The following is a 23,168-nucleotide window of genomic DNA, read 5'->3' on the forward strand; positions in this document are numbered from 1 at the left end:
ACAAAAAATCCGTTGACGCATTTTCGTCAACGGATTTTTGCCGTGTAGCGGCCAGCCACTTATTTTTTGATGATGAGTGCCATGAATACGAGGTCTTCGGTCTTCGAAGCATTGGCGATGCCGTGCTTCTCGCCATCTGGGCAGAAGGTCGTGGCTCCTGCGCCGAGAGTGACTTCCTTGCCATTGTCGTTGTAGAGGGCTGTGCCCTGCAGGATATGATAGGTCTCGGTGTTGCCGTGATGCTCGTGGACACCGATGGAGCAAAGTGGCGGGATGATGACTTTCGCGTACATGTCGCATTTGCCATCGAGCTCTGCTGGCGTCAGCAGCTTGACGATGGTGATGGTGCCGTTGCCATCGGCTTTGTTGGTTGCCTGGATTGGGGTTGGTTCGATAAAGGCCATGATTGAAACTCTCCTTCTTTTCTTTTTCAAATTTATTTGCTACAATGACATTATACAACTTATTGATGCTGAAATAAATGCGGGGATTCCGGCAATGGCCAGGGATTTGCGCTTTTTCTTTTGTGTGTTGGAGCCGGAGGTGCGAAATGGTCTATTTGTTGAAGTTTGGTGCGAGCTGGATATTGCCGCCGGGAATCTTTATCCTGGCACTATGGGCGCTGGCTGTCTATATCTGGCGCTGGAAAGGGGAGCGGCGGCTGGCGGCGGTGCTGGCTGGCATCACGCTGGTCTTTTATCTGCTCTGTACGAGCCTGGTGTCTGAGCGGGCTATGGGCTGGCTGGAAGGGGCGTATACCCCGCCAGCAGACCCGCAGGGAGATGTTGTCGTCATGCTGGGCGGTGGTGCCTTCTCTGATGTACCGGATGTGGATGGCATGGGGACGCTCTGTGCAAATCCTTCGAGCCGGCTGCTGACGGCGGTGCGCCTGCAGCGCAAGCTCGATGTGCCAATCCTGCTTTCGGGCGGCCAGGTTTATGAGGATTCTGGCCCCGAGGCGAAGATCGCGCGCCGTATCCTGATTTCGCTCGGCGTCCCTGAGGATAAGATCCTGGTGGAGACGAAGAGCATCAATACGACGCAGAATGCGAAATTCTCGGCAGCCATCCTGCGGGAGCATGGCCTTACACATCCGATCCTGGTGACATCGGCCTTCCATATGAACCGTTCGGTGCTGGCCTTCGCCAAGCAGGATATGACGGTGACACCATATCCTGCGGATTACCAGACGAATCTTCGCCATGTGTTCCACTATAACAAGCTGAGCCCGCAGGCAGGTGCATTGCGGGATAATGTGATTGTGCTGCAGGAGGTATTGCGGGCTGCGGTGACGAGGTATCTGGAATGACAAAAAATCTCACGGAGGGAAATCCGGCTAAACTCATATTCTTCTTCACGCTACCGCTGATTGCTGGCAATATCTTCCAGCAGCTCTACGCGTTTGTCGACACGCTGATTGTCGGCCGCTTCCTGGGCGTCGAGGCACTGGCGGCTGTCGGCTGTACGGGCAGCCTGATGTTCTTGATGCTGGGCTTTGTCATCGGTTTTTCGACAGGCATCACGATCTACACGGGGCAGCGGTATGGTGCCAAGGACGCGAAGGGCGTGCGCCAGAGTGCGGCGGCCTGCACGATCCTGTCATTGGCCGCTTCGCTGGTCCTGACGGTGGCCGGTGTCTCGCTTTGCCGCCAGCTGCTGGTCTGGATGCAGACGCCGGCAGAGATCATGGACGGTGCCGTATCGTTCATCAGCATCGTCTATGGCGGCATCGTGATGTTCGTGTTCCTGCAGATGCAGACGAATATCCTGCGCGCGCTCGGCGACAGCCGGATGCCGACGGTCATCCTGGCCTTGGCGCTCATCATCAACATCATCTTAGAGCCGGTCGCTATCCTGGTGCTCGAATGGGGCATCCCGGGAGCAGCTCTGGCGACGGTGGTGGCGCAGTTCATCGGCAATGCTGTCTGCTATCTCTACATCCGCCGCCGTGTCCCCGCGCTGCATACGCAGCGTGAGGACTGGCATGTATCCTGGCATATCCTGCGCGAACATCTGAAGATCGGACTGCCGATGGGCTTCCAGTCATCAATCATCGCCATTGGTGCCATCGTCCTGCAGGTGGCGCTCAACAATCTCGGCCCGACTGCTGTGGCTGCCTACGCTGCTTCGCAGAAGGTCGATTCGGTGGCCATGATGCCGATGATGTCGTTTGGCCTGGCCATGGCGGCTTATACGGCACAGAACTATGGCGCGCAGAAATACGAGCGCATCGCTGAGGGCGTGCGCAAGTGCTGCTATATGTCGGTATCCTTCAGCATCCTGGCTGGTGTGCTGCTCATCATCTTTGGCCCTGATATCATGTATCTGTTCGTGGGCGAGGGGCAGCAGCAGGTCATCGACTATGGGCAGCAGTATCTGATGGTCAATGGCTCGTGCTATTGGATCTTGTCGCTGCTGTTCATTTTCCGCTATACGCTGCAGGGCTTAGGGCAGAGTGTGGTGCCGACGATCGCTGGCATCATGGAGCTGGTCATGCGCACAGCGGCAGCGATCTTTCTCTGTGCGTCCCTGGGATATCTCGGGGCCTGCCTGGCCAATCCGATGGCCTGGATTGGTTCGTGTGTTCCGCTGGCCATCGCGTTTTATTGGACGAGTCGGAGCTTCAAGAAAAAATATAATCTCGGTTAATCCTTGTTTAGCAGGGATTTGCGGCTGGGTGTCGAAGTAAATGGATGGGTTAATGTATTCATAATGCCAGATCAACCGATTCATGAAAGGGATGGATTAATTATGTATCAAGATGAGTACAAACGTTGGGCCGCAGCAGATCTTCTGGATTTTGACCTGAATAAGGAATTGGACGATATCCGCGATGACGAGGAGGCCATCAAGGATCGCTTTGCGGTTGCATTGGAATTCGGTACGGCTGGCTTGCGCGGCGTATTGGGAGCTGGCACGAACCGCATGAACATCTGGGTTGTGCGCCAGGCTACCCAGGGCGTTGCTGACTGGGTCAAGACGCAGGGCGGTACGCAGACGGTAGCTATCAGCTATGACAGCCGTCTCAAGGGGTGGAACTTTGCGCGCGAGGCAGCCAGCGTATTGGCGGCCAACGGCATCAAGGTACGCCTTTACGATGAGCTCATGCCAGTACCGGCACTGAGCTTCGCTACGCGCTACTACAAGTGCAATGCCGGCATCATGGTGACGGCATCGCATAATCCGGCCAAGTACAATGGCTACAAGGCATATGGGCCCGATGGCTGCCAGATGACGGATGATGCGGTGGCAGTCGTCTACGACTCGATCCAGAAGACCGATGTACTGACTGGAGCGAAATACATCAGCTTTGCTGCTGGTGTCGAGAAGGGCCTGATCCAGTTCGTCGGCGATGACTGCAAACAGGCTTTCTACGAAGCAATCGAGGCGCGTCAGGTCCGCCCAGGCCTTGCCAAGACGGCTGGACTCAAGCTGGTCTACTCGCCGCTCAACGGTACGGGACTGGTGCCGGTCACGCGCGTGCTCAAGGATATAGGCATCACGGATATCACCATCGTGCCGGAGCAGGAATATCCGAATGGTTACTTCACGACTTGCAGCTATCCGAATCCGGAGATCTTCGAGGCTCTTGCGAAGGGCCTTGAGCTGGCCAAGGCTGAGCAGGCTGATCTGATGCTCGCCACTGACCCGGATGCAGACCGCGTCGGCATTGCCATGAAATGTGCGGATGGCTCCTATGAGCTCGTATCTGGCAACGAGATGGGTGTGCTGCTGCTTGACTATATTTGCCAGGGCCGCAAGGAGAAGGGCACGATGCCGGAGAAACCGGTAGCGGCAATGTCTATTGTTTCGACGCCGCTGGCTGACAAGGTCGCTGAGCATTATGGCGTCGATCTGCGCCATGTGCTCACAGGCTTCAAGTGGATCGGCGATCAGATTGCCGGCCTTGAGGCCAAGGGCGAAGAAGACCGCTTCATCTTCGGCTTTGAGGAAAGTTACGGGTATCTGGCCGGCCCATATGTCCGCGATAAGGATGCGGTCGTATCGTCGATGCTCATCTGCGAGATGGCAGCTTACTACCGTTCTATCGGCTCGTCTATCAAGCAGCGTCTGGAGGAGATCTACCAGCAGTATGGCCGGTACTACAATGCTGTAGATTCCTTCTCCTTCCCGGGGCTTTCGGGTATGGACAAGATGAAGGGCATCATGGCGGAGCTGCGCAAGAATCCGCCGACGGAGTTTGCGGGCCGCAAGGTGGCAGCGTGCATCGACTATGCGGAGCCGGAGAAAACTGGCCTGCCGAAGGCCAATGTGCTGACCTATACGCTCGATGATGGCTCGACTGTCGTAGTCCGTCCCTCCGGTACGGAACCGAAGATCAAGACGTACTTCACGACGCTGGGCAAGGATCTTGCTGAGGCCAAGCAGGTGAAAGAACAATTGGCAGAGGCTGTGAAGCCGCTGCTGGCATGACAATAGGATTAAACAGAGGTGTATTTGATGGATTCAGTCAGTAAAGAGGTTCGTTTGGTTCAGGAGGTATATGACCTCAGAGAGCTTGAGAAGAAGATTGCCGCCAGCGATTTTGATGCCGACAACGATGGAACGGCTGAGGTGGTTGACGTCGATGTCATGCAGGCATATGTGGACGGACTGCTCGCGTATGTCGATGGGGACAAGCTCAAGCCCTACAAGGTCGTGGCCAATACGGTCAATGGCCCGGCTGGACCGATCATCAATGCACTGGAAAAGAAGCTGCCGTTTGATATCGTGAAGGTCAACAACGTGTTTGACCGCAGTTTCCCCTACGGCGTGCCAGATTCAGCCGATGATGGTATGCGGGCGGCTACGGCTGCAGCTGTACGCGAGCAGGAGGCGGATATGGGCGTCCTTTGGGATCTCGACCTGGGGCGCTGCTGCTTGTTTGATGAAACTGGCCGTTGCATTCCTGGGGAGTGCGGCGAGCGCGGTATGCTGGTCTGGCTGCTGGTGCTTGAACTGCTCGCGCGTTCCCAGGGGAAGAAGCTATCGGAGCTTTTGGCTGCGGAGGCATTTTCCTGGCAGGATATTGCAGAGCGGCTCAAGGCAGCACGCTGTTGAAACGAAAAATGATGAAGGATGCCACCGTCCAGGGAACTGGGCGATGGCATTTTTATGTGGCAGGCCCGGTGTTCCTGATTTTGGAATATTGTTTCAAGAGAACCGAAACCGTCTTGATTCGATATTGACTAAGAGAAACTGGTTCGTTATAATAATCACGTATGGAACAATAAGTGATTTTAACGCCTGCATTTTGCTTGGTTGCAACGATTTGCACCGGAAATGGGGCACAAAGAGGAGTGTTGACGAGCATGAGTTTGAAACTGAAATCCGGCTTTACTTTTGACTACGATAACCTGTATGGTGAAGGCAAAGTCACCGAGGCAGATCTCAAGAGCTACGAGGAAGATCTGAAGAAAGCCCATGAGGCAATGAAGGTTATGCGTGAGACGGGCTTCATCCGTGCGCATCTGTCAAAGGATGGTGAGCCGGAGAAAGTTCTGTTCAGCCAGCTGCCGTATATCGAAGAGGGCCATCTGAACAGCCCGAGTTCGATGAAGCACCTGCAGGAGCTCACAGACCATGTCAAGGACAATGTGGATGTTGTGGTTTCGCTGGGTATCGGCGGCTCTTATCTTGGTGACAAGGTTCTCTTTGATGTCCATTGCGGCGAGTTCTGGAATGCGATGTCCAAAGAGGAGCGCAACGGTTTCCCGAAAGTCGTATTCAGCGGCCAGAACATCGATCCGCGCCGCACGGGCGATATCATCCACTATCTGAAGAGCTCGGCTGCCATCACGCAGAGCCATGAGAAACGCAATCTCAAGGTACTGCTGCTCGTCATCTCGAAATCCGGCGGCACGCTCGATACGATGTCGAACTTCATGGTCATCTATGATGCCCTGCAGAAGTTTGAGGGCATCGATGTCGAGGTCGTAGCGGTAACGGATCCGAACATGGAGAAACAGACGCTGCTGAAGAAGCTGGCTATCGAAAAAGGCTGGCCGCAGTATGCTGTACCAGACGGTGTCGGCGGGCGCTTCTCGATCTTCTGCGAGGTCGGCCTGACGCTGGCTGCCTGCATCGGCTTTGACATCCAGGCATTCCTCGACGGTGCCAAGGATATGGACAAGGCTTGCCAGAACGACGATATCTGGCAGAACCCGGCTATGCTCAATGCGGCATTGAAGTTCGCTGCTGCTGAGAAACATGGCCGTGACATTGAGGTCATGATGCCGTATGGTGATTACCTCAAATCCGTTTCGGAGTGGTACATCCAGCTGCTGGCTGAGTCCCTCGGCAAGCAGTACAATAAAGAGGGCAAGGAAGTATGCTATGGCCGTACGCCGCTCGTTGCTGTCGGTACGACGGACATGCATTCCCAGACGCAGCAGCATCAGGAAGGCAAGCTCGATAAGGTTGTCCAGTTCATCCGCCTCGAAAACTGGGAGAATGACCTTGAGATTCCGAATGTATTCCCTGAGGCTCAGAAGCTCGCGGACATTTCCGGCGTGACGATGGGACAGGCGCTTGAGGTGGCACGTCAGTCCAATGCGGATGCGTTGGCTTCCAACAAGCGCTACAATGCTTGCTTCACGCTGCCGAAGCTCGATGCTTATCATCTCGGCGAGCTCCTCTACATGCTGGCTATGTCGGTTGCTTATGAGGGTGAGCTGGCTGATGTCGATGCGTTCGACCAGCCGGGTGTTGAGTCCTACAAACGCATCATGGGACCGAAACTCGCAGAGTGCAAGGCGAAGAACCAGAAATAATTCCTGTAACGGATTCGGGAAGAACTTCCTCCATGGAGGAAGTTCTTCTTTTTCGTTATCGTTGTGATATAAATAAGCAAAAACACTATACAACAAGATTCTGCTTGGCTATAATAAAAAAAGGAAAGTCCATTATGCGCGGACAAAAGAGGTGGAATCGCTTATGGACCTACAGAATGACAAGCAGAGACTGATGGTATTGCTGGTGACGTCCTTGGTGGCTGGGGCAGGGATCCTGTATGCGGGCGAGCCGGAGGAGATTCCCGTGGAGACGGCTCCTGAGACGGCAAGTGAGCCAGAGACTGGCCACAGGCCAGTGCAGGGCTTGGCGCTGGCACAGGCCGGCAGTGAAGTGCGCAATCCCTTCACGCTGGCACATGAGACTGCGGCTGAGCAGGGAAAGGCGGTTGTGGTACCTGCTGGGCAGCCGCTGCCCGCTGAAACGTCGCTATCGCCGCCGCCAGCAGCAGCGCCATCTGAGCCAGGGGGGCTGGCGGAACCCGAGTTATGCGGTGTCATGCAGACGGAAAGCCGCTGCCTGGCGCTGCTGCGGATACAGGGAACAACTGTGGCTGTGGCTGTTGGCGAGACCTGTCAGGCATGGCGTGTGGTGGCGATTGACCAGGATAGTGTTGTGATGCAGAAGGGCGGGCGGGAAAAACGTCTGGTTTTGTCCCTGCCGGCTCTGAGATGAGGAAACGATGATGAAACTGTGGCAGAAATGTTTGCTGGTGCAAGGGATGATCTTCAGCCTGCTGCTGTCAGGCGCAAAGGCTGAACCGATGCAGGTACAGGTGGTTGATGGTGATGTGCGCGCCGTACTGTTGTCGGCTGCGCGCATGGGAAACTTCAACCTGGTGCTCGATGATGCGGTGACGGGAGCTGTGACGCTATCGCTCACAGATGAGCCGGAACGCGTCCTGCAGCTGGTGGCCGCAGCCAAGGGGCTGCTGGTTGTCCGGGAGGGCAACGAGTATCTGGTGACGACTGCTGCGCGGGCAGCCAGCCTGCGCAGTATGCATGTTTACAGGGCGAAGTACGCCAATCCGCACGATTTGGCGCAAGTTGTAAATTTGTCACTGCAAGCGGCAGGAAAAAAGGATTCGGCGTTGAATCTAAATACTGATAACGGTAAGAAAAAAGAGTCTAAAGCGGATGTTGCGGGACAGGAGGAGAAACTGGCGCTGGTCAATGAAACGACAGGCGATGTAGTCTTCTATAGTACGGCCACAGAGGCACAGGCACTGGAAGCTTTGCTGCAGGAGTTGGACGTACCCGCTGAGCAGGTGTCCTTGGAAGCCAAGGTCGTAGCTCTATCGCGCAATGCCTCCAAGGAATTGGGCATAGAGTGGCAGTGGTCGAAGCTGCCGCAGTATCCGGAGTCGCATAAGCGCTGGTATCATGTGGGGAAGGATAATGAGCGCGTAGAGACGGAAGTCCGGCGGCAATGGGATGGCAAGGAGCAAGTGCCGGGAATCATCCAGTTTGGACATGGCCCTGAGGGGCAGCCCTTTGAATTCTATTTTGCAGCCAAACTCAATGCACTGCTCACAGATGGCAAGGCTAAGATCCTGGCGCGTCCGAATATAACGACGCTGCAGGGGCACGAGGCCGTCATCAATATCGGCGGCGAAGTCCCTGTGCCGACGCAATCGGTTACGGATGCGGCGACGACAACGACGATGACCTATCGGCAGGCGGGGATTATCCTGCGCTGCACGCCACGGGTGAATGAGGACCGCCAGATCACGGCGGAAGTCCACACAGAGGTCAGCACGCCGTTGTTTGTCAATGACATCAAGGCGTATCGTTTCCAGAAGCGCAGCGCAGATACCCATGTGCGTCTGCGGGATGGCGAGACGATGGTGATTGGTGGTCTCATTGGCAGCGAGGAATCGCATTCGCTCAGCAAGATCCCAATCCTGGGGGACATTCCTATCTTAGGACAATTTTTTCGCAATCTGAAACATAGCCGTACGGAGTCAGAAATCATGATCTTCCTGACGGCGCATATATTAGGAGATTCTGGTGGGATAAGGGATACAGGTCAACCGGAAACGTAAAGGAGAACAGTTATGGCGATTAAGATTTTGATTGCAGATGACCATGCGCTTCTGCGACAAGGCATCAAGCGTGTATTGAATTTCGAGGATGATTTGGAGGTCATCGGCGAAGCAGAGGATGGGCAGGAAACATTGGCGCGGACGCTGATGCTCCAGCCGGATGTACTGCTGCTGGATCTTAACATGCCGGGGCTCAGCGGGCTCGAAGTCGCACGCCAGCTCAAACAGGCAGATTGTCCGACGAAGATCATTGCACTGACAATCCATGACAGCGACAACTATGTGTTGGAGCTGCTCAAGAACGGTGCGCTGGGCTATCTGCTCAAGGATGTCGAGCCCTCGGTGCTCGTCAAGGCCATCCATGTGGTCAATGAGGGCAATGCCTTCGTCTATCCGAAACTGGCTGAGCGCTTGTTCGGCAGCTTGTCGCTGTCGGACGATGTGGAGACAAAGGCGCGCGAAATGCTCGACGAGAGCCGTGGGGAACGTCTGACGGCTCGCGAGATGGATGTGCTTGAGTGCATTGCCAAGGGCTTTTCGAATCAGGATATCGGCAAGGCCTTGGGCCTCAGCGAGAAGACGGTTAAGAATCATCTGACGAGCATTTTCCACAAGCTCAAGGTCAATGACCGCACGCAGGCGCTGGTTTATGTGCTCAAGAACAAGATCATATCGTTGGATTGATAAGAAATACGTGCGAATGAAGGAAGATATCCGGTCGGGTATCTCCTTTTTTTTTGCGCAGAGATGGAGTATAATAATAGAAGTGTATTAAAAATGAATCAAATTCGTAATTGATATTCATTCAGGAAAGCAGGGACGGCAGATGCTTTATCCATTGAATCTGGAACTGTCCGCCAAGGTCTGTGCCATCATAGGCGGTGGCCGTGTGGCGGAGCGCAAGGCGCAGGGATTGCTGGCGGCTGGTGCGCGTGTGACGGTCATCGCTCCGGAGGCGACCGCAGGCCTCAGGCAGCTGGCTGAGCAGCGGCTGCTTTGCTGGCGGCAGGAAGAGTACCGTCCTGGCAGCCTGCAGGAGCTGTGCCCCTTATTGGTTTTCTGCACGGCAGATGTGCCAGCAGTCAATCGGCAGGCCGCCGCAGAAGCGCGGTCGCTGGGGGCGCTGGTCAATGCTGCTGCGCAGCCTGAGATCACGGATTTTCAAGTGCCATCGCGCGTGCAGCGTGGCGATCTGCTGCTGACTGTGTCGACAGGCGGCGGCAGCCCGGCGTTTTCCCGGCTCCTGCGTGAGCGGCTGGAGCAGGAATATCCTGAAAGCTTTACAGCGTTCATGGACTGGCTGGCAAAGCTGCGGGCTGAAATCAAGCAAGTGCCTGGTGGCAGTGATACCCATCAGCAGTTATGGCGGCAGGTGCTCAACCAACAGATTATAGATTTAGTGAGAGCTGGCGAGCTTCGCCAGGCGGAGGATGAGATAAGACATGGAATTACTGATGCTGGGATTAAACCATAAGACAGCGCCCGTAGATGTGCGCGAGCGGTTTTCGATTCCTAAGCAGGCGGTGCGCAATGGCCTGGCGAATCTTAATGAATATGAAGGCCTGCTCGAGGCAGTTGTGTTATCGACTTGCAACCGCAGCGAGATGTATGCGGTGGTAGATGATGTGCGGCAGGACCTGCCGACGCTGAAGCAGTTCTTGTTCGACCTTACGGGCAACGAGGAAAACATCGATGAGTATCTCTACCATTATGCACATGAGGATTGCATCCGCCATCTGTTCCGCGTAGCATCCAGTCTGGATTCACTGGTGTTGGGAGAGGGTCAGATACTCTCCCAGGTCAAGGAGGCCTATGCTTTGGGACGTGAGGCTGGCACGACGAGTACGGTGCTGAATACCCTGTTCCATCGCGCGATTGCCACGGGCAAGCGCGTGCGCACGGAAACCCGCATCCAGTATAATTCGGTTTCGATAAGCTATGCGGCTGTCGAGCTTGCGCGCAAGGAGCTCGATGGTCTTGAAGGCTCGAATGCACTCATCTTCGGAGCGGGCAAGATGGCTGAGCTCACGGCACAGCATCTGGTGGCACATGGGGTCAAGAAGATATATGTGACCAATCGTCATTTCGACCGTGCCGAGCAGCTGGCTGAAAGGTTCGATGGCGAGGCCATCCCGTTTGAAGAGGCCATGAAGCAGGCCGTGGATGTCGATGTCATTGTGACTTCGACGGGAGCGCCGCATTACGTCATCAAGCCCTGGGAGACGCGCCAGCTCATGACGAAGCGCCGTGGACGCCATCTGTTCCTCATCGATATCGCCGTTCCGCGCGATGTCGACCCAGATGTCGGAGACATCAAGGGCGTCACGCTTTACAACATTGATGCACTGGAGGAAGTCGTCGACGAGCATATCCAGGAGCGCCGTGAGGAAGCTGAGCAGGCCAAGGACATCATCGAAGAGGAAGTCCTTTCCATCGAGGACAAGTTCCAGTACCTTTCGTTCCGGCCGCTGATGGCCTTGCTTTCGGAGCGCTGCGAGCGCATCCGGCAGCGGGAGATCAAGCGGGCGAGCTCGAAGCTGCCGGATCTCACATCGGAGGAGCAGCGTCAGATCGAGCACATGACCCGTATGATTGTGCGCAAGATCCTGCGCATGCCGATGATGAAACTCAATGCTTCGGCGGGAACGCCGCAGGAGGAGTTCTATATCGATGCGATGCGTTCGCTATTCAAACTTGATACGATAGGAGAGACAGCTACCCGTGAAGAAAGACACCATCATTATCGGTACGCGGAGCAGTAAGCTCGCGCTTTGGCAGGCGGAATACGTCAAGAGCCGCCTGGAGGAGAAATACCCGGCACTGACCGTTGAGCTGAAGCTCATGACGACCAAGGGAGACAAGATACTCGATGCGCCGTTGGCCAAGATCGGCGGCAAGGGCCTCTTTACCAAGGAGTTGGAAACAGACATGCTGACCGGGGGCATCGACCTGGCTGTGCATAGCCTCAAGGATATGCCGACAGAGGTTCCCGATGGCTTGGTGATTTCGGCCATCACCAAGCGCTTCGATCCCGGTGATGCGGTAGTCAGCCCGGAATACCAGCGCTTTGACGCTCTGCCACTCGGTGCGAAGGTCGGTACGTCGAGCCTGCGCCGCAAGGCACAGCTGCTGCATGTGCGCCCCGATCTCAATATCTGCGATCTGCGCGGCAATGTCAACACACGCTTGCAGAAGCTTGCGGATGAGGATTTTGATGCCATCATCCTGGCCGTGGCGGGGCTGAAGCGCCTGGGATTCGGCGAGCGCATCACGGATGTGCTGCCGAAGAGCATCGTCCTGCCGGCCGTAGGACAGGGGGCGCTGGCCATCGAGACGCGGGCCGATGATGCCGAGATCCGTGCGCTTATCGATTTCCTCAATGATGACGAGACTGTGCGGTGCGCGACAGCTGAGCGGGCTTTTCTCGGCCGCGTCGAGGGCGGCTGCCAGGTGCCTGTCGGCGTTTATGCAACCCCGGCTGAGGCGGGGCAGCTGCAGGTCGAGGCCGTCATTGCCTCGCTCGATGGCAGCAAGCTTTACCGCGACAAGATCACAGGGCAGGCTGCTGATGCCGAGTCTCTCGGCCGCCAGCTGGCTGACATGCTGCTGGCAAAGGGCGGCCTTGAGATCATGCATGAACTCGGGCTGCTGCTTGATCGCAATCAATAAAGGAACAAGGGAGAGATAGATATATGGCAGGAATGGTTTATTTGGTGGGAGCTGGCCCCGGAGATTATCGTCTGATCAGCCTCAAGGCGGTGGACTGTCTCAAGCAGGCAGATGTTGTCGTCTATGATCGCCTGGCCGATGACCGCATTCTTCAGTGGGCGCCCGATGATGCTGAGTATATTTACGTCGGCAAGGCATCGAGCAATCATACGATGAAGCAGGAGGATATCAATCAGCTGCTGGTCGATAAGGCCAAGGAGGGAAAATGCGTCGTGCGTCTCAAGGGCGGCGATCCGTTTGTCTTTGGCCGTGGCGGTGAGGAAGGATTGCTGCTGCAGGAAAATGGCCTGCCGTTTGAAATCGTGCCAGGCATCACGTCGGCGATTTCGGTACCGGCTTATGCAGGGATTCCGGTCACGCATCGGGCGGTGGCGACTTCGTTTGCCGTGGTCACGGGCCATGAAGATCCGACCAAGGGAAAGAGCAATATGCACTGGGAGCATCTGGCGACTGGTGTCGACACGCTCGTCTTCCTCATGGGCGTAGCGAATCTGCCGCATATCACGGCTAAACTCATCGAAAATGGCCGTCCGGCTGATACGCCGGCGGCTGTTATCCGCTGGGGTACGAAGCCTGAGCAGCGCGTGCTCATGACGACGGTTGGCACGGCAGCAGAGGATGTAGCGAAAGCTGGTCTCAAGCCGCCAGCAATCTTTATTGTTGGTGATGTTGTCAACCTGCGCGAAAAACTGCAGTGGTTTGATGAACCGAAGACGCATCCGCTGTTTGGTAAGACAGTGCTTGTCACGCGGGCGCGCAGCCAGGCTTCGAAGCTGACGGCGCGTCTTGAACAGCTGGGGGCCAAGGTTATCGAGACACCGGCTATCCGCATCGAAGATCCCGCCGATGATTATGCAGCGCTTGATGCTGCCATCGGCAATCTCAGCGATTATCAATGGCTGATCTTCACGAGCGTCAATGGTGTGGAGCATTTCTTTGCCCGTTTGTTTGCAGCTGGCAAGGACGCGCGGGCAATGGGATATGCGAAGGTGGCGGCTATTGGCAGCGCTACGGCTGAAAAGCTCAAGGCCTATGGCATACTGGCTGATGTCGTGCCGCAGGAATTCCGCGCCGAGGGTGTTTTGGAAGCGCTCCAGGGGAAACTGCCGCCCCATGCGAAGATCTTGCTGCCGCGGGCCCAGGAGGCTCGGGAGATCCTGCCCGAGAAGCTCCGTGAGCAGGGTGCGGTGGTAGATGTTGTCCCGGCATATCAGACCGTGGCTGCTGCCGTGGACGGGGAGGCACTCAAGGCCCAGCTCGCAAGCGGCGAGATCGACCTTGTAACCTTCACGAGCTCTTCGACAGTGACGAATCTCATCCAGATTGTGGGCGCGGCAGCCGCACTGGCTGGGGTGAAGACGGCCGCCATCGGCCCGGTCACGGCTGACACGGCTAAGAGCAATGGCATCGAGCCAGACATCGTGGCGAAAGAATACACGATTGATGGCCTTGTGGAAGCAATCAAAGAAAACATGTGATTTTCATAGGAGATGGACTTTATGTATACTCAGAAACTTCGCCCGCGCCGCATGCGCATCTCGCCTGCTATGCGCGCTATGGTCCGTGAGACGAGCCTTTCGGCCAAGGACTTTGTCTATCCGTTGTTTGTAGTTCCTGGCGAAAACATCAAAGAAGAGATCCCGAGCATGCCGGACTGCTATCATCTGTCGGTCGACAATGCCGTGAAGACTGCCCAGGAATGCTGGCGGCTCGGCATTCCCGCCGTCGAGGTATTCGGCCTGCCAGAGTACAAGGACGAAGACGGCTCGAGTGCCTGGGATATGACGAGCCCCGTACAGCGCGCCATCAAGGCCATCAAGGAGGCTGTGCCGGAACTCATGGTCATCGGCGATGTCTGCCTGTGCCAGTATACGTCGCATGGTCATTGTGGCCATCTGGAAGACCACTACGTGGACAATGACAAGACGCTCAAGCTGTTGCAGAAAGTAGCGGTGTCGCAGGCAAAGGCCGGCGTGGACATCATTGCGCCGTCGGACATGATGGATGGCCGTGTGGCAGCCATCCGCGAGGCACTTGATGAAGCTGGCTATACCAATGTATCCATCATGAGCTATGCGGTCAAATACGCTTCAGGCTATTATGGCCCGTTCCGCGATGCTGCGGACAGCGCTCCCTGCTTTGGTGACCGCCGCCAGTATCAGATGGACCCGGCCAATGCCCATGAAGCCATCAAGGAAGTCGATCTCGATGTAGCCGAGGGGGCGGACATCATCATGGTGAAGCCAGCGCTGGCTTATCTCGATGTCGTGCGCCAGGTACGCGACCATATCCATCATCCGGTGGCTGTCTACAATGTCAGCGGCGAATATGCGATGGTCAAGGCGGCCGCTGCCAATGGCTGGATCGATGAGAAGCGCATCGTGCTGGAGACGCTCCTGAGCATGAAACGCGCCGGGGCCGATATCATCATCACGTATCATGCCATGGATGCTGCGAAATGGCTCAAAGAAGAGGTGTAAGCCATGTTGAATCTTGAAAAATCTGCTGCTGCCTTTGCTGAGGCCAAGAACCTCATGCCGGGGGGCGTCAATAGTCCGGTCCGCTCGTATGCCAGTGTGGACTGCAATCCGCCATTCATCGCCCGGGCTGAGGGCGATAAGATCTATGATATCGATGGCAACGAATACATCGATTATGTGGGTTCCTGGGGGCCGATGGTCGTCGGCCATGCGCATCCGCAGGTCGTCAAGGCCCTGCAGGAGGCCGCCACACGCGGCACGAGCTATGGTGCGCCGACCTGCATCGAGTCGGAGCTGGCCAAGCTCGTCATGCAGGTCTATCCGTCGATTGAAGTCATCCGTATGGTAAATTCCGGCACTGAGGCGACGATGAGTGCGCTGCGTCTTGCCCGCGGCTATACGGGCCGAGATAAGATCGTCAAATTCATCGGCTGCTATCATGGCCATAGCGACAGCCTGCTCGTCAATGCCGGTTCGGGCATGGCAACGTTCGGTGTGCCGAGCTCGCCAGGGGTTACGAAGGGCACGGCACAGGATACGATTTCGGTGCCGTATAACGATGCGGAAGCCATCACGAAGGTTATGGAGGAAATCGGCGATGAGGTCGCAGCTGTCATCGTGGAGCCGGTGGCAGGCAACATGGGCTGCGTGCCGCCGAAGCAGGGCTACCTGCGCACGCTGCGCAATCTGACGGAAAAGCATGGCGCTCTGCTGATCTTCGATGAGGTCATGTGCGGGTTCCGTGCATCCCTGGGCGGGGCTCAGGCAGCTTATGGCATCACGCCAGACCTTACCTGCCTCGGCAAGATTATCGGCGGTGGCCTGCCGGTTGCTGCCTATGGCGGCCGCCGGGACATCATGCAGAAGGTCTCGCCGGCTGGCCCTGTCTATCAAGCGGGTACGCTCTCGGGCAACCCGCTGGCGATGACGGCAGGTCTTGAGACGCTCAAGATTCTTACGGCGGAGCCGGAGGATGGCAAGGCTGATTACAGCCGTGAGCTCACGCTCAAGACGAAGAAGCTCCTGCTGGGGTGGCAGGAAAAAGCCAAGGCAGCTGGCGTTACGATCCAGGCACATCAGGCCGGTTCGATGTTCGGTATCTTCTTCAATGATCACGATGTCTTTGACTATGAGGATTCCTGTGCGTCGGATCAGCAGGCGTTCAAAGTCTGGTTCAAGGCGATGCTCGAGCAGGGCATCTATCTGGCGCCGTCGCAGTTCGAGACGCTCTTCATGAGTGGCGCGCACAGCGATGCGGACATTGACCGTACAATCGCTGCTGCAGAGATTGCCTTCCAGGCTGTGGCTGACAGCAGAAAATAAATACAGACGCAAAAATCCCTGCAGACGATCAGAAGTCTGCAGGGATTTTTAAGTTTTTCCCATTTTCGCCGATAATACCTGTAGAGATGTCAGATCCGTACAGGAGGATAGCTTATGGCGGTAAAGATCGATGGTTTTGGCCTGCTTGCCGGGGAAACAGGCAGCAGGCAGACGACAACAGCAAAAGCAGCAGATTTCCAGCAGTTGTTCTCCAGTCTGCTGGCCCAGCGCAAAGGCAGCTTGGAAAAGACGCTGGAGGCAATGGAAGAACGGCGCGAAGAGATCAAGCAACTCAAGGTTCAGCGCGAGTTTTCCGAGACTGTGAAACGCATCCTGCCCGATGGCAGCATCCGGATCTCCGTTTATGAGAACGGTCATCTGGAGAGCTGCTATCGCCTGATGCCGAAACTCCGGCCGGTGATCGACGAGTCAAAGCCGATTCCCAAGGCCCCCGATGGCACGGAGCTTATCGGACAGGCCAAGGTCAAATTCGTGCCGCGCCGGAACATCCTCGAAGAGATGCTCTGACGGCCTTATTTCACGATATGCTTGCCGCCGTAGTATCGCGGCTGCCAATAGTCACTGGACAGGCTGTCGATGCGGACGCCTTTGCTGGAGCTGGCGTGGATGAAGTCTCCATCACCCAGGTAGATGCCGCAGTGCGAGGCTCCGGGTTCATAGGTCGTGAAGAAGACGAGATCGCCGGGCACAAGCTGGCGGCTGCTGGTGGTGCGGCGTCCGAGCTTGTACTGCTCATCGGCTGTACGCGGTATGGCGATGCCGTTCTGGGCAAAGACGTATTGCAGGTAGCCGGAGCAGTCAAAGGCCTTGGGGGTTGTGCCGCCGAATTTGTAGGGCACACCGATATAGGACTTGGCTGTCTTGATGATGTCCTTGACCTTGCCCGGGGCAAGGATCGGTTTATTGTTCGGAGCAAGAGGAAGCTTTTGGTTGGGGAGCGAAGGCGCCGCTGGCGGCGGCACATTCGCTCCCCATTCGCGTTGCTTGGCCTTTTGGAGCGCCCGCCAGGTGGCATTGTTGACGATACCGGTCACGCGGATCTTCTGGTCGCGCTGGAATTCGGCAACAGCGCGTTCGGTTTCATTGCCATAGACGCCGTCAACGGAGCTGATGGTGTAGCCGATGGTCTTGAGCTTTTTCTGCAGCAGCAATACGTCATGACCGTGTGAGCCGGCATGAAGTGTGGGCGATGCAAAGGCAGCGCCAGTCAGGAACATAAGCGATACGCCAGTCAGGATGCCGGCGCGGAGCAACCGGGATTTCTTCATCGGAACCGTCCTTTCTGCCAAGAGGATAGCGGCTATTGGCCGTCAGGTCTCGCGCACATGGTCGAGGCCCTGGCTCATGAGCTTGACGACATGGTCGTCATCGAGGGAGTAGAAGGCTTCCTTGCCGACCTTGCGGAACTTCACCAGCCGGGCTGCGCGCAGTACGCGCAGCTGGTGTGAGATCGCAGACTGGCCCATCTGCAACGATTCGGCAATATCACAGACACAGAGCTCGGTTTCGGAGGCCAGCAGGGAGAGCAGCTTGATGCGGGTCTTGTCGCCAAGGATCTTGAAAATATCTGCGAGTTCCTGACTCGTAGCGTCGTCGAGTTTGTGGACGGCGCAGTGTTCTAACTTGTCTGGATGGGTATGATGAATCTCGCAGAGGTCATCGTTAGCTGTCAATTCTTCCATGGAATCCTCCCTAAGTCGTGCATATAATCATAATTATTATAGCAGTTTATGTATCGAATCGGAATGAAAATTTTCGGCCTGGCGTGATGTACTGGAGCAGGTTGACTTCGCTTTCCTCCACCATGGCCGGGACGTTGACCCGCGTGTCGGCAGTCTGGGGATGGCGGATGATCTGCAGTTCGCCCATGTAGCGCTGGTAGCCCTGGTTATCGATGGTGATGGCACCGACAGGCCGCACAAGCGTGTTTTCCGGTGCGATGATGCCGTGCTGCTTCTTCAGCAGCGCACGGCTTTCCTCGGCCCGGATGCAGTCACGGGCTTCATCGGCACGGGCCGTGAAGGTATGCGTGAGCAGTTCGCGCTGGATGGGATCATGGGTCAGGAGCTTTGCACGCAGTGTGACCTGGTCGCCAGCCAGGCTGCCGATGGCGGCCAGCTCTTCATCAGCGGGCAGGCTGTCAGCCAGAAACACTGAGTCGATGCCGAGGGCGATGAGATGGCGGGCGGCCAGCTCGCTGGGTTCGTCGCGATGCTCCTCCATGGTCGGCAGGCCATCGTGCAGCGGGCCGCGGCGGCGATGCTGGCTGGGTACGAAGGCACCGGTGCGGATGCCGAGCTTGTGCAGCATCATCGTCTTGCGCACGAGGAATTCCTCGCTGATGCCCGTGCCGCGCCGCGGGTAGAAATTATGCAGCGCGTCGATCTGATGGAAGTTGGCGTCCATCTCGACGAGGGCACTCAGCAGCTTGCCTGTGATTGTCGAGGCGTTGAGCTGGATGCGGATGCCCTGCTTGTTGCGTGACAGCCGGACAATCTCCTCAAGCCCGAAGCCGTAATCGAGGCGCAGCGTAGTGATGCCGAGCATGCGGAAGGCTTGCGGGCTGAACTCCTTGATGCCGAGCAGTTCCATGGTTGCCGGCGAGATGTCGGAGATGACCTCCATATCATGCTGGCGGGCGGCTTTCAGGAGCTCTGAGAGCTCGCGCTTGAGGGCGGCGGTATTTGTTTCAGGGATATGCAGGGAGGTAAAGAGCCGGCGGAAACCGCAGGCGGCGGCCTTTTCAATCAGCGCCAGATTTTCCTCGGGGGTGTTGTCAAGGCCTGGATAGATGGAAATACCATTTTCCATAATATTACCTTCTTTATCATTTTATAGTCGTGCCGGAAGCGGGAATCACGCTTCGTTGGCAGGGTCATCGAAACCGAGCAGCCAGGCGGCGATGAAGCCGGTCACGTAGGCCGTGAGTACGCCTGCCAGATAGATGAGTACATGGTTGGTCGTGGCGGCCAGCGGCAGCCCCGAGATGCCGAGTGCCGAAGCACCGACCACGAAGGCTGCCTGGACGGCACCGCCGAAGGCACCACCGATGCAGGCAGCGAGGAATGGCTTGCCCAGCGGCAGGGTGACACCATAGATCAGCGGCTCACCGATGCCCATGATGCCGACCGGCAACGCTGAGGCGACGGTTTTCTTGAGATGGGGATTCTTCGTCTTGCAGAAGACGGCAAAGCTGGCGCCTACCTGACCAGCACCTGCCATGGCCAGGATCGGCAGCAGGATGGTCATGCCATATTGGGATAGCAGTTCGACATGGATCGGGGTAAATGCCTGATGGATGCCGAGCATGACGATGGGCAGCCAAAGACCGCCGAGTACAAAGCCTGTGATAGCACCGCCGCTCTGGACGGCCGTGGTGGCAGCACTGCCGATACTGCTGGCGATGAAGCCGCCGAGCGGCTGCAGCAGGCAGATGGCAATCGGCCCGGCAATCAGGAAGGTCAGCAGGGGCACCAGGAAGAGACTGAACATATCAGGGATCAGGCGCTGCAATCGCTTTTCGATCCAGGCACCGAGTGCGGCGACGAGCAGCACCGAGATGACACCGCCGCGTCCTGGAACGAGCTGGGTGTCTCCCAGCGTGATGGCTGCCAGTCCCGGATGGCTGATGAGTCCGCCTAGGATGCCGCCGAGGATCGGCGAGCCGCCGAATTCCTTGGCGGTGTTGTAGCCGATGAAAAGATTCATGCTCCAGAATACGACATTGCCAGCGACGGCACCAAGCTGGAACCAGGCAGTGCTCGTAATGGTGGGATCGAACTTGGCGGCGGTGCCTAAAAGTCCCGTAGTCAGGCCGCAGGCGATGAATGCCGGTATCAATGGCAGGAAAATGCTGGCAAGGCGTTTAAGGAATAACTTGAATGGTGTAGCATTTTTTGCCCGGATCTGCGCATGGAGCGCCTGGCCATCGCCAATCTGTGGCCTGGACGCAGAGGAAACAGCTTTTGCGGCGGCAGATTCTTTTGTCACGATATGGGAAAAGCAATCGGTGACGCTATCCGTTGTGCCAGGGCCGAGGATAATCTGCAGCTCATCGCCGGTATCGTTCACACCGAGGATGCCTTCAATCTTTTTCAGACGGGCTTCCATATCTGCGGGGCGTTGCGCAAGATACAGGCGCAGGCGGGTCATACAATGGCTGATGGAGGTGATGTTGGCGGCTGGGCCGGTTACCGCATAAATTTCTTGCGCGATGCGTTCGTATTTCATGGTGTATTCTCCTCCTTTTGTTGTAGGGCAAGGCTGAGTTTTCCCTGTGCTTTGGCAAGCAGGGAAGTTCCTTCGGCTGGTGTGCAGCCGGTAAGCTGGAGCAGGATAGCCAGCTTGGCGTTGCCATTGGCTGCGTCAAGCGCGGCTATGGCGTCCTCGCGGGTGCAGTCTGCGGCTTCCATGACGATGCGGCGGGCGCGTTCCTCGAGCTTGAGGTTGGAGGTTTTGACGTCGACCATCAGATTGCCGTAAACTTTGCCGAGTTTGATCATCGTGCCTGTGGAGAGCATATTGAGCACGAGTTTCTGGGCAGTGCCGGCCTTCATGCGCGTGCTGCCCGTGATGGCTTCGGGGCCGGTGACGGGAGTGATGGCGATATCGGCAAGCTCTGCAATCGTTGAAACGGCACTGCACGACAGGGCGATGGTGGCAGCGCCGAGCTCGCGGGCATAGGTGAGACCGCCGATGACGTAGGGGGTACGGCCTGAGGCCGCAATGCCGACAAGCACATCGCCTCTTTGCAGGCCGATGTCCTCCAGGTCCTGACGGGCGAGTTCAGGATTGTCCTCTGCGCCCTCCTGGGCCTTGAAGATAGCTGGCAGTCCGCCGGCTATCAGTCCTTGCACGAGATCGGGGCTGGTGCCATAGGTCGGCGGGCATTCGACTGCGTCGAGGATGCCGAGACGGCCAGAGGTGCCAGCGCCGATGTAGATGAGACGGTGGCCGCAGCGGAGTCTGTCCGCAATCAGGTCGATGGCGGCGGCGATCTGCGGCAGTACATCCCTGACAGCGAGCGGTACTGTCTGATCCTCGTTATTGATGAGTGTCACCATAGCGAGCGTATCGAGCTCGTCGATATGAGCGGTCTGCGGATTGCGCCGCTCGGTTGTGAGTTGGTTTAGCTGAATCATTCTGCTTGCTGCTCCTTTTCGGGTATATGTGTTTAGTATACCACACGACATGCGAAAAAACCTTCCTCGCTTGCGAGGAAGGTTTTGTTTCTCTATGGAATCAGCCGACGAACGCCTGGCCAAAGTAAACGATAAGGCCCATGACAATGACAAAGGGCAGATAATATTTGACTGCGAATTTCAGCAGCTGGCCGTCGACACCGGTAACGCCGATGGAAGCAACAGCAATCGCGATGCTCTGCGGCGATACCATCTTGCCCGCGCAAGCGCCCGTAGCGTTAGCCGCGGCAATCCAGGACTGGACAGCCGGGCTTGCACCGATGGCCATAGCCGAGTCGGTCTGCAGCTTGCCAAACAGGACGCAGCTCGACGTAGCCGAGCCCGTGATGAAGGTACCGATCGAGCCGATGAAAGCAGCGATGCACGGATAAGCCGTACCCGTTGCAGCAACAGCCGTCTCAGCAATCTCGTGGGTCATGCCGGCATAGCCCATGACTTTAGCCGTAGCGATGACCGTGATGATCGTAAGGATCGTGAAGCGCAGATTGCCGATCGTGCGCTTGAGGACGCCGAGCATCTCACCGAAGCCAGCACCCTGGACATTGCCGCCGATAAAGGCAGCCAGCAGGATCAGCACACCCGGCGTAGCAACCCAGGTGAACGTATACGGTGCGCCGCCTTCACCTGTATAGATGAGAACCGACGACTTGATGAGGTTCAGCGGATCGTGGATTGCCGGGATGAGTTTCGACGTTGCCAGCAGGAAGACAAAGATGAGGATGAACGGCAGCCAAGCTTTGATACCGGCAGCAGCCGTGACAGGCTCCTCGTCTTCATGAGCAGGCATGGCAAACTCGGGATCGTTTACCGGGAAAGCCTTGGCGCAGCCAACGATGGCGGCCATGGCACCGATAGCACCAGCGACAACAGCGAGTTCCGGGCCCATGGTGGAAGCAACGATAAACTCTGGTACGAGGAAGCCGGCAGCGGCTGCGACGCACATGATCACCATGCCCTTGAGTCCTTTGAGGGAACCACCGCTGGCTACCAGCGTCATGAGCAGCGGGCAGAGCAGCGTGAGCGGTGCGAGCTGCAGGCAGGTGTAGGTGGCCAGCGTCGTGGCATCGCTACCCGTGACACTGCCGAGAGTGACAAGCGGGATGCCGATGGAACCGTAGGCAGTCGGCACAGAGTTGGCGATCAGGCAGACCGAAGCCGCCATGATCGGATTGATGCCGATGCCGGCAAGCATGCCGGCCGGAATCGCGATAGCCGTACCGAAGCCGGCCATACCCTCCAGGAAGCCGCCAAAGCCCCAACCAATCAGGAGGATGAGCACACGACGGTCATTGCTGACCGAGGTAAGCATCTTCTTGATGACATCCATACCCTTGGTGTGCAGGGAAAGGTTGTAGGTGAAGATTGCGGCGATGATGACCAGAAGGATTGGCCAGCAAGCCAGAGCCACACCTTCAAGGAAGGCCTGGAATGCGTGCAAAGCAGTCATATCGTAGAGAGCCATGCCGACCACCACAGAGATGACGAGTGCCAGAGAGCAGGCCTTGTGACCGGGCATATGAAGGATGCTCAGCGCAACGACCAGCCAAAGGATTGGGGACAGTGCGAGTAGAACCAAAT

At 56.9% G+C, this 23,168-nt stretch carries 22 protein-coding genes; 15 read left to right on the forward strand and 7 right to left on the reverse strand.

The window, feature by feature from the left end:
• Positions 1-59 precede the first annotated feature (59 nt).
• Positions 60-404: a cupin domain-containing protein gene (locus FZ041_RS09950; protein WP_075445293.1), complete on the reverse strand. Its 345-nt coding sequence runs from the start codon at positions 402-404 to the stop codon at positions 60-62.
• A gap of 146 nt (positions 405-550) precedes the next feature.
• Between FZ041_RS09950 and FZ041_RS09955 the strand changes: the two genes are divergently transcribed.
• The 15 genes from FZ041_RS09955 to FZ041_RS10025 all read left to right on the forward strand — a co-directional run bounded on the left by FZ041_RS09955 (position 551) and on the right by FZ041_RS10025 (position 16,896).
• Entirely contained in the window at positions 551-1,309 is a 759-nt protein-coding gene (locus FZ041_RS09955; RefSeq protein WP_075445291.1) for a YdcF family protein, read from the forward strand.
• Positions 1,306-2,649 (forward strand): MATE family efflux transporter, encoded by a 1,344-nt coding sequence (locus FZ041_RS09960; RefSeq protein WP_075445289.1) that lies wholly within the window; start codon positions 1,306-1,308, stop codon positions 2,647-2,649. The genes FZ041_RS09955 and FZ041_RS09960 overlap by 4 nt, the downstream gene beginning before the upstream one ends.
• Positions 2,650-2,751: 102 nt before the next feature.
• Entirely contained in the window at positions 2,752-4,434 is a 1,683-nt protein-coding gene (locus FZ041_RS09965; RefSeq protein WP_149189448.1) for a phospho-sugar mutase, read from the forward strand.
• Between the two features lie 27 nt (positions 4,435-4,461).
• A complete protein-coding gene (locus FZ041_RS09970; protein WP_082336300.1) occupies positions 4,462-5,061 on the forward strand; it encodes a phosphohexomutase domain-containing protein in 600 nt (199 codons plus the stop codon).
• Between the two features lie 251 nt (positions 5,062-5,312).
• Positions 5,313-6,773 carry a hypothetical protein gene (locus FZ041_RS09975; protein WP_075445283.1) on the forward strand — a complete coding sequence of 487 codons (1,461 nt, stop codon included), beginning with the start codon at positions 5,313-5,315 and terminating at the stop codon, positions 6,771-6,773.
• 163 nt (positions 6,774-6,936) lie between these two features.
• Positions 6,937-7,467, forward strand: coding sequence for a hypothetical protein (locus FZ041_RS09980; protein ID WP_149189449.1), 531 nt, complete (start codon positions 6,937-6,939; stop codon positions 7,465-7,467).
• A 7-nt stretch (positions 7,468-7,474) separates the two neighbouring features.
• The gene (locus FZ041_RS09985) at positions 7,475-8,836 is read left to right on the forward strand and encodes a type II secretion system protein GspD (RefSeq protein ID WP_149189450.1); all 1,362 of its coding nucleotides are present in this window, start codon (positions 7,475-7,477) and stop codon (positions 8,834-8,836) included.
• Positions 8,837-8,848: 12 nt separating this feature from the next.
• Positions 8,849-9,520, forward strand: coding sequence for a response regulator (locus FZ041_RS09990; RefSeq protein WP_075445277.1), 672 nt, complete (start codon positions 8,849-8,851; stop codon positions 9,518-9,520).
• Between the two features lie 142 nt (positions 9,521-9,662).
• The gene (locus tag FZ041_RS09995; RefSeq protein ID WP_149189451.1) at positions 9,663-10,310 is read left to right on the forward strand and encodes a precorrin-2 dehydrogenase/sirohydrochlorin ferrochelatase family protein; all 648 of its coding nucleotides are present in this window, start codon (positions 9,663-9,665) and stop codon (positions 10,308-10,310) included.
• On the forward strand, positions 10,279-11,598 hold the full coding sequence (gene hemA, locus FZ041_RS10000) for a glutamyl-tRNA reductase (protein WP_149189452.1): 1,320 nt from the start codon (positions 10,279-10,281) through the stop codon (positions 11,596-11,598). The genes FZ041_RS09995 and hemA overlap by 32 nt, the downstream gene beginning before the upstream one ends.
• Positions 11,558-12,505, forward strand: coding sequence for a hydroxymethylbilane synthase (hemC, locus tag FZ041_RS10005; RefSeq protein ID WP_149189453.1), 948 nt, complete (start codon positions 11,558-11,560; stop codon positions 12,503-12,505). Before hemA ends, hemC begins: the two co-directional genes overlap by 41 nt.
• Before the next feature lie 23 nt (positions 12,506-12,528).
• Positions 12,529-14,043, forward strand: a complete 1,515-nt coding sequence (cobA, locus tag FZ041_RS10010) for a uroporphyrinogen-III C-methyltransferase (protein WP_149189454.1) — start codon at positions 12,529-12,531, stop codon at positions 14,041-14,043.
• A 21-nt stretch (positions 14,044-14,064) separates the two neighbouring features.
• Positions 14,065-15,045: a porphobilinogen synthase gene (hemB, locus tag FZ041_RS10015; RefSeq protein ID WP_149189455.1), complete on the forward strand. Its 981-nt coding sequence runs from the start codon at positions 14,065-14,067 to the stop codon at positions 15,043-15,045.
• A gap of 3 nt (positions 15,046-15,048) precedes the next feature.
• A complete protein-coding gene (gene hemL / locus FZ041_RS10020; protein WP_075445265.1) occupies positions 15,049-16,368 on the forward strand; it encodes a glutamate-1-semialdehyde 2,1-aminomutase in 1,320 nt (439 codons plus the stop codon).
• 114 nt (positions 16,369-16,482) lie between these two features.
• Positions 16,483-16,896 carry a hypothetical protein gene (locus FZ041_RS10025; protein ID WP_075445264.1) on the forward strand — a complete coding sequence of 138 codons (414 nt, stop codon included), beginning with the start codon at positions 16,483-16,485 and terminating at the stop codon, positions 16,894-16,896.
• Between the two features lie 5 nt (positions 16,897-16,901).
• On the opposite strand, the gene FZ041_RS10030 is transcribed toward FZ041_RS10025, so the two are convergent.
• The 6 genes from FZ041_RS10030 to FZ041_RS10055 form a co-directional block, all read right to left on the reverse strand.
• A complete protein-coding gene (locus FZ041_RS10030; protein WP_075445262.1) occupies positions 16,902-17,657 on the reverse strand; it encodes a C40 family peptidase in 756 nt (251 codons plus the stop codon).
• Between the two features lie 42 nt (positions 17,658-17,699).
• Entirely contained in the window at positions 17,700-18,071 is a 372-nt protein-coding gene (locus tag FZ041_RS10035) for an ArsR/SmtB family transcription factor (protein ID WP_082336299.1), read from the reverse strand.
• Positions 18,072-18,117: 46 nt separating this feature from the next.
• Positions 18,118-19,200 (reverse strand): DUF871 domain-containing protein, encoded by a 1,083-nt coding sequence (locus tag FZ041_RS10040; protein WP_075445260.1) that lies wholly within the window; start codon positions 19,198-19,200, stop codon positions 18,118-18,120.
• 45 nt (positions 19,201-19,245) lie between these two features.
• Positions 19,246-20,619 carry a PTS transporter subunit EIIC gene (locus FZ041_RS10045; RefSeq protein WP_149189456.1) on the reverse strand — a complete coding sequence of 458 codons (1,374 nt, stop codon included), beginning with the start codon at positions 20,617-20,619 and terminating at the stop codon, positions 19,246-19,248.
• Positions 20,616-21,530 (reverse strand): N-acetylmuramic acid 6-phosphate etherase, encoded by a 915-nt coding sequence (murQ, locus tag FZ041_RS10050; RefSeq protein WP_149189457.1) that lies wholly within the window; start codon positions 21,528-21,530, stop codon positions 20,616-20,618. Before murQ ends, FZ041_RS10045 begins: the two co-directional genes overlap by 4 nt.
• Before the next feature lie 100 nt (positions 21,531-21,630).
• Positions 21,631-23,166 carry an L-lactate permease gene (locus FZ041_RS10055; protein ID WP_149189458.1) on the reverse strand — a complete coding sequence of 512 codons (1,536 nt, stop codon included), beginning with the start codon at positions 23,164-23,166 and terminating at the stop codon, positions 21,631-21,633.
• Positions 23,167-23,168 lie beyond the last annotated feature (2 nt).

The sequence above is a fragment of the Pseudoselenomonas caprae genome (assembly GCF_008271345.1).
GTDB lineage: Bacteria > Bacillota > Negativicutes > Selenomonadales > Selenomonadaceae > Selenomonas_A > Selenomonas_A caprae.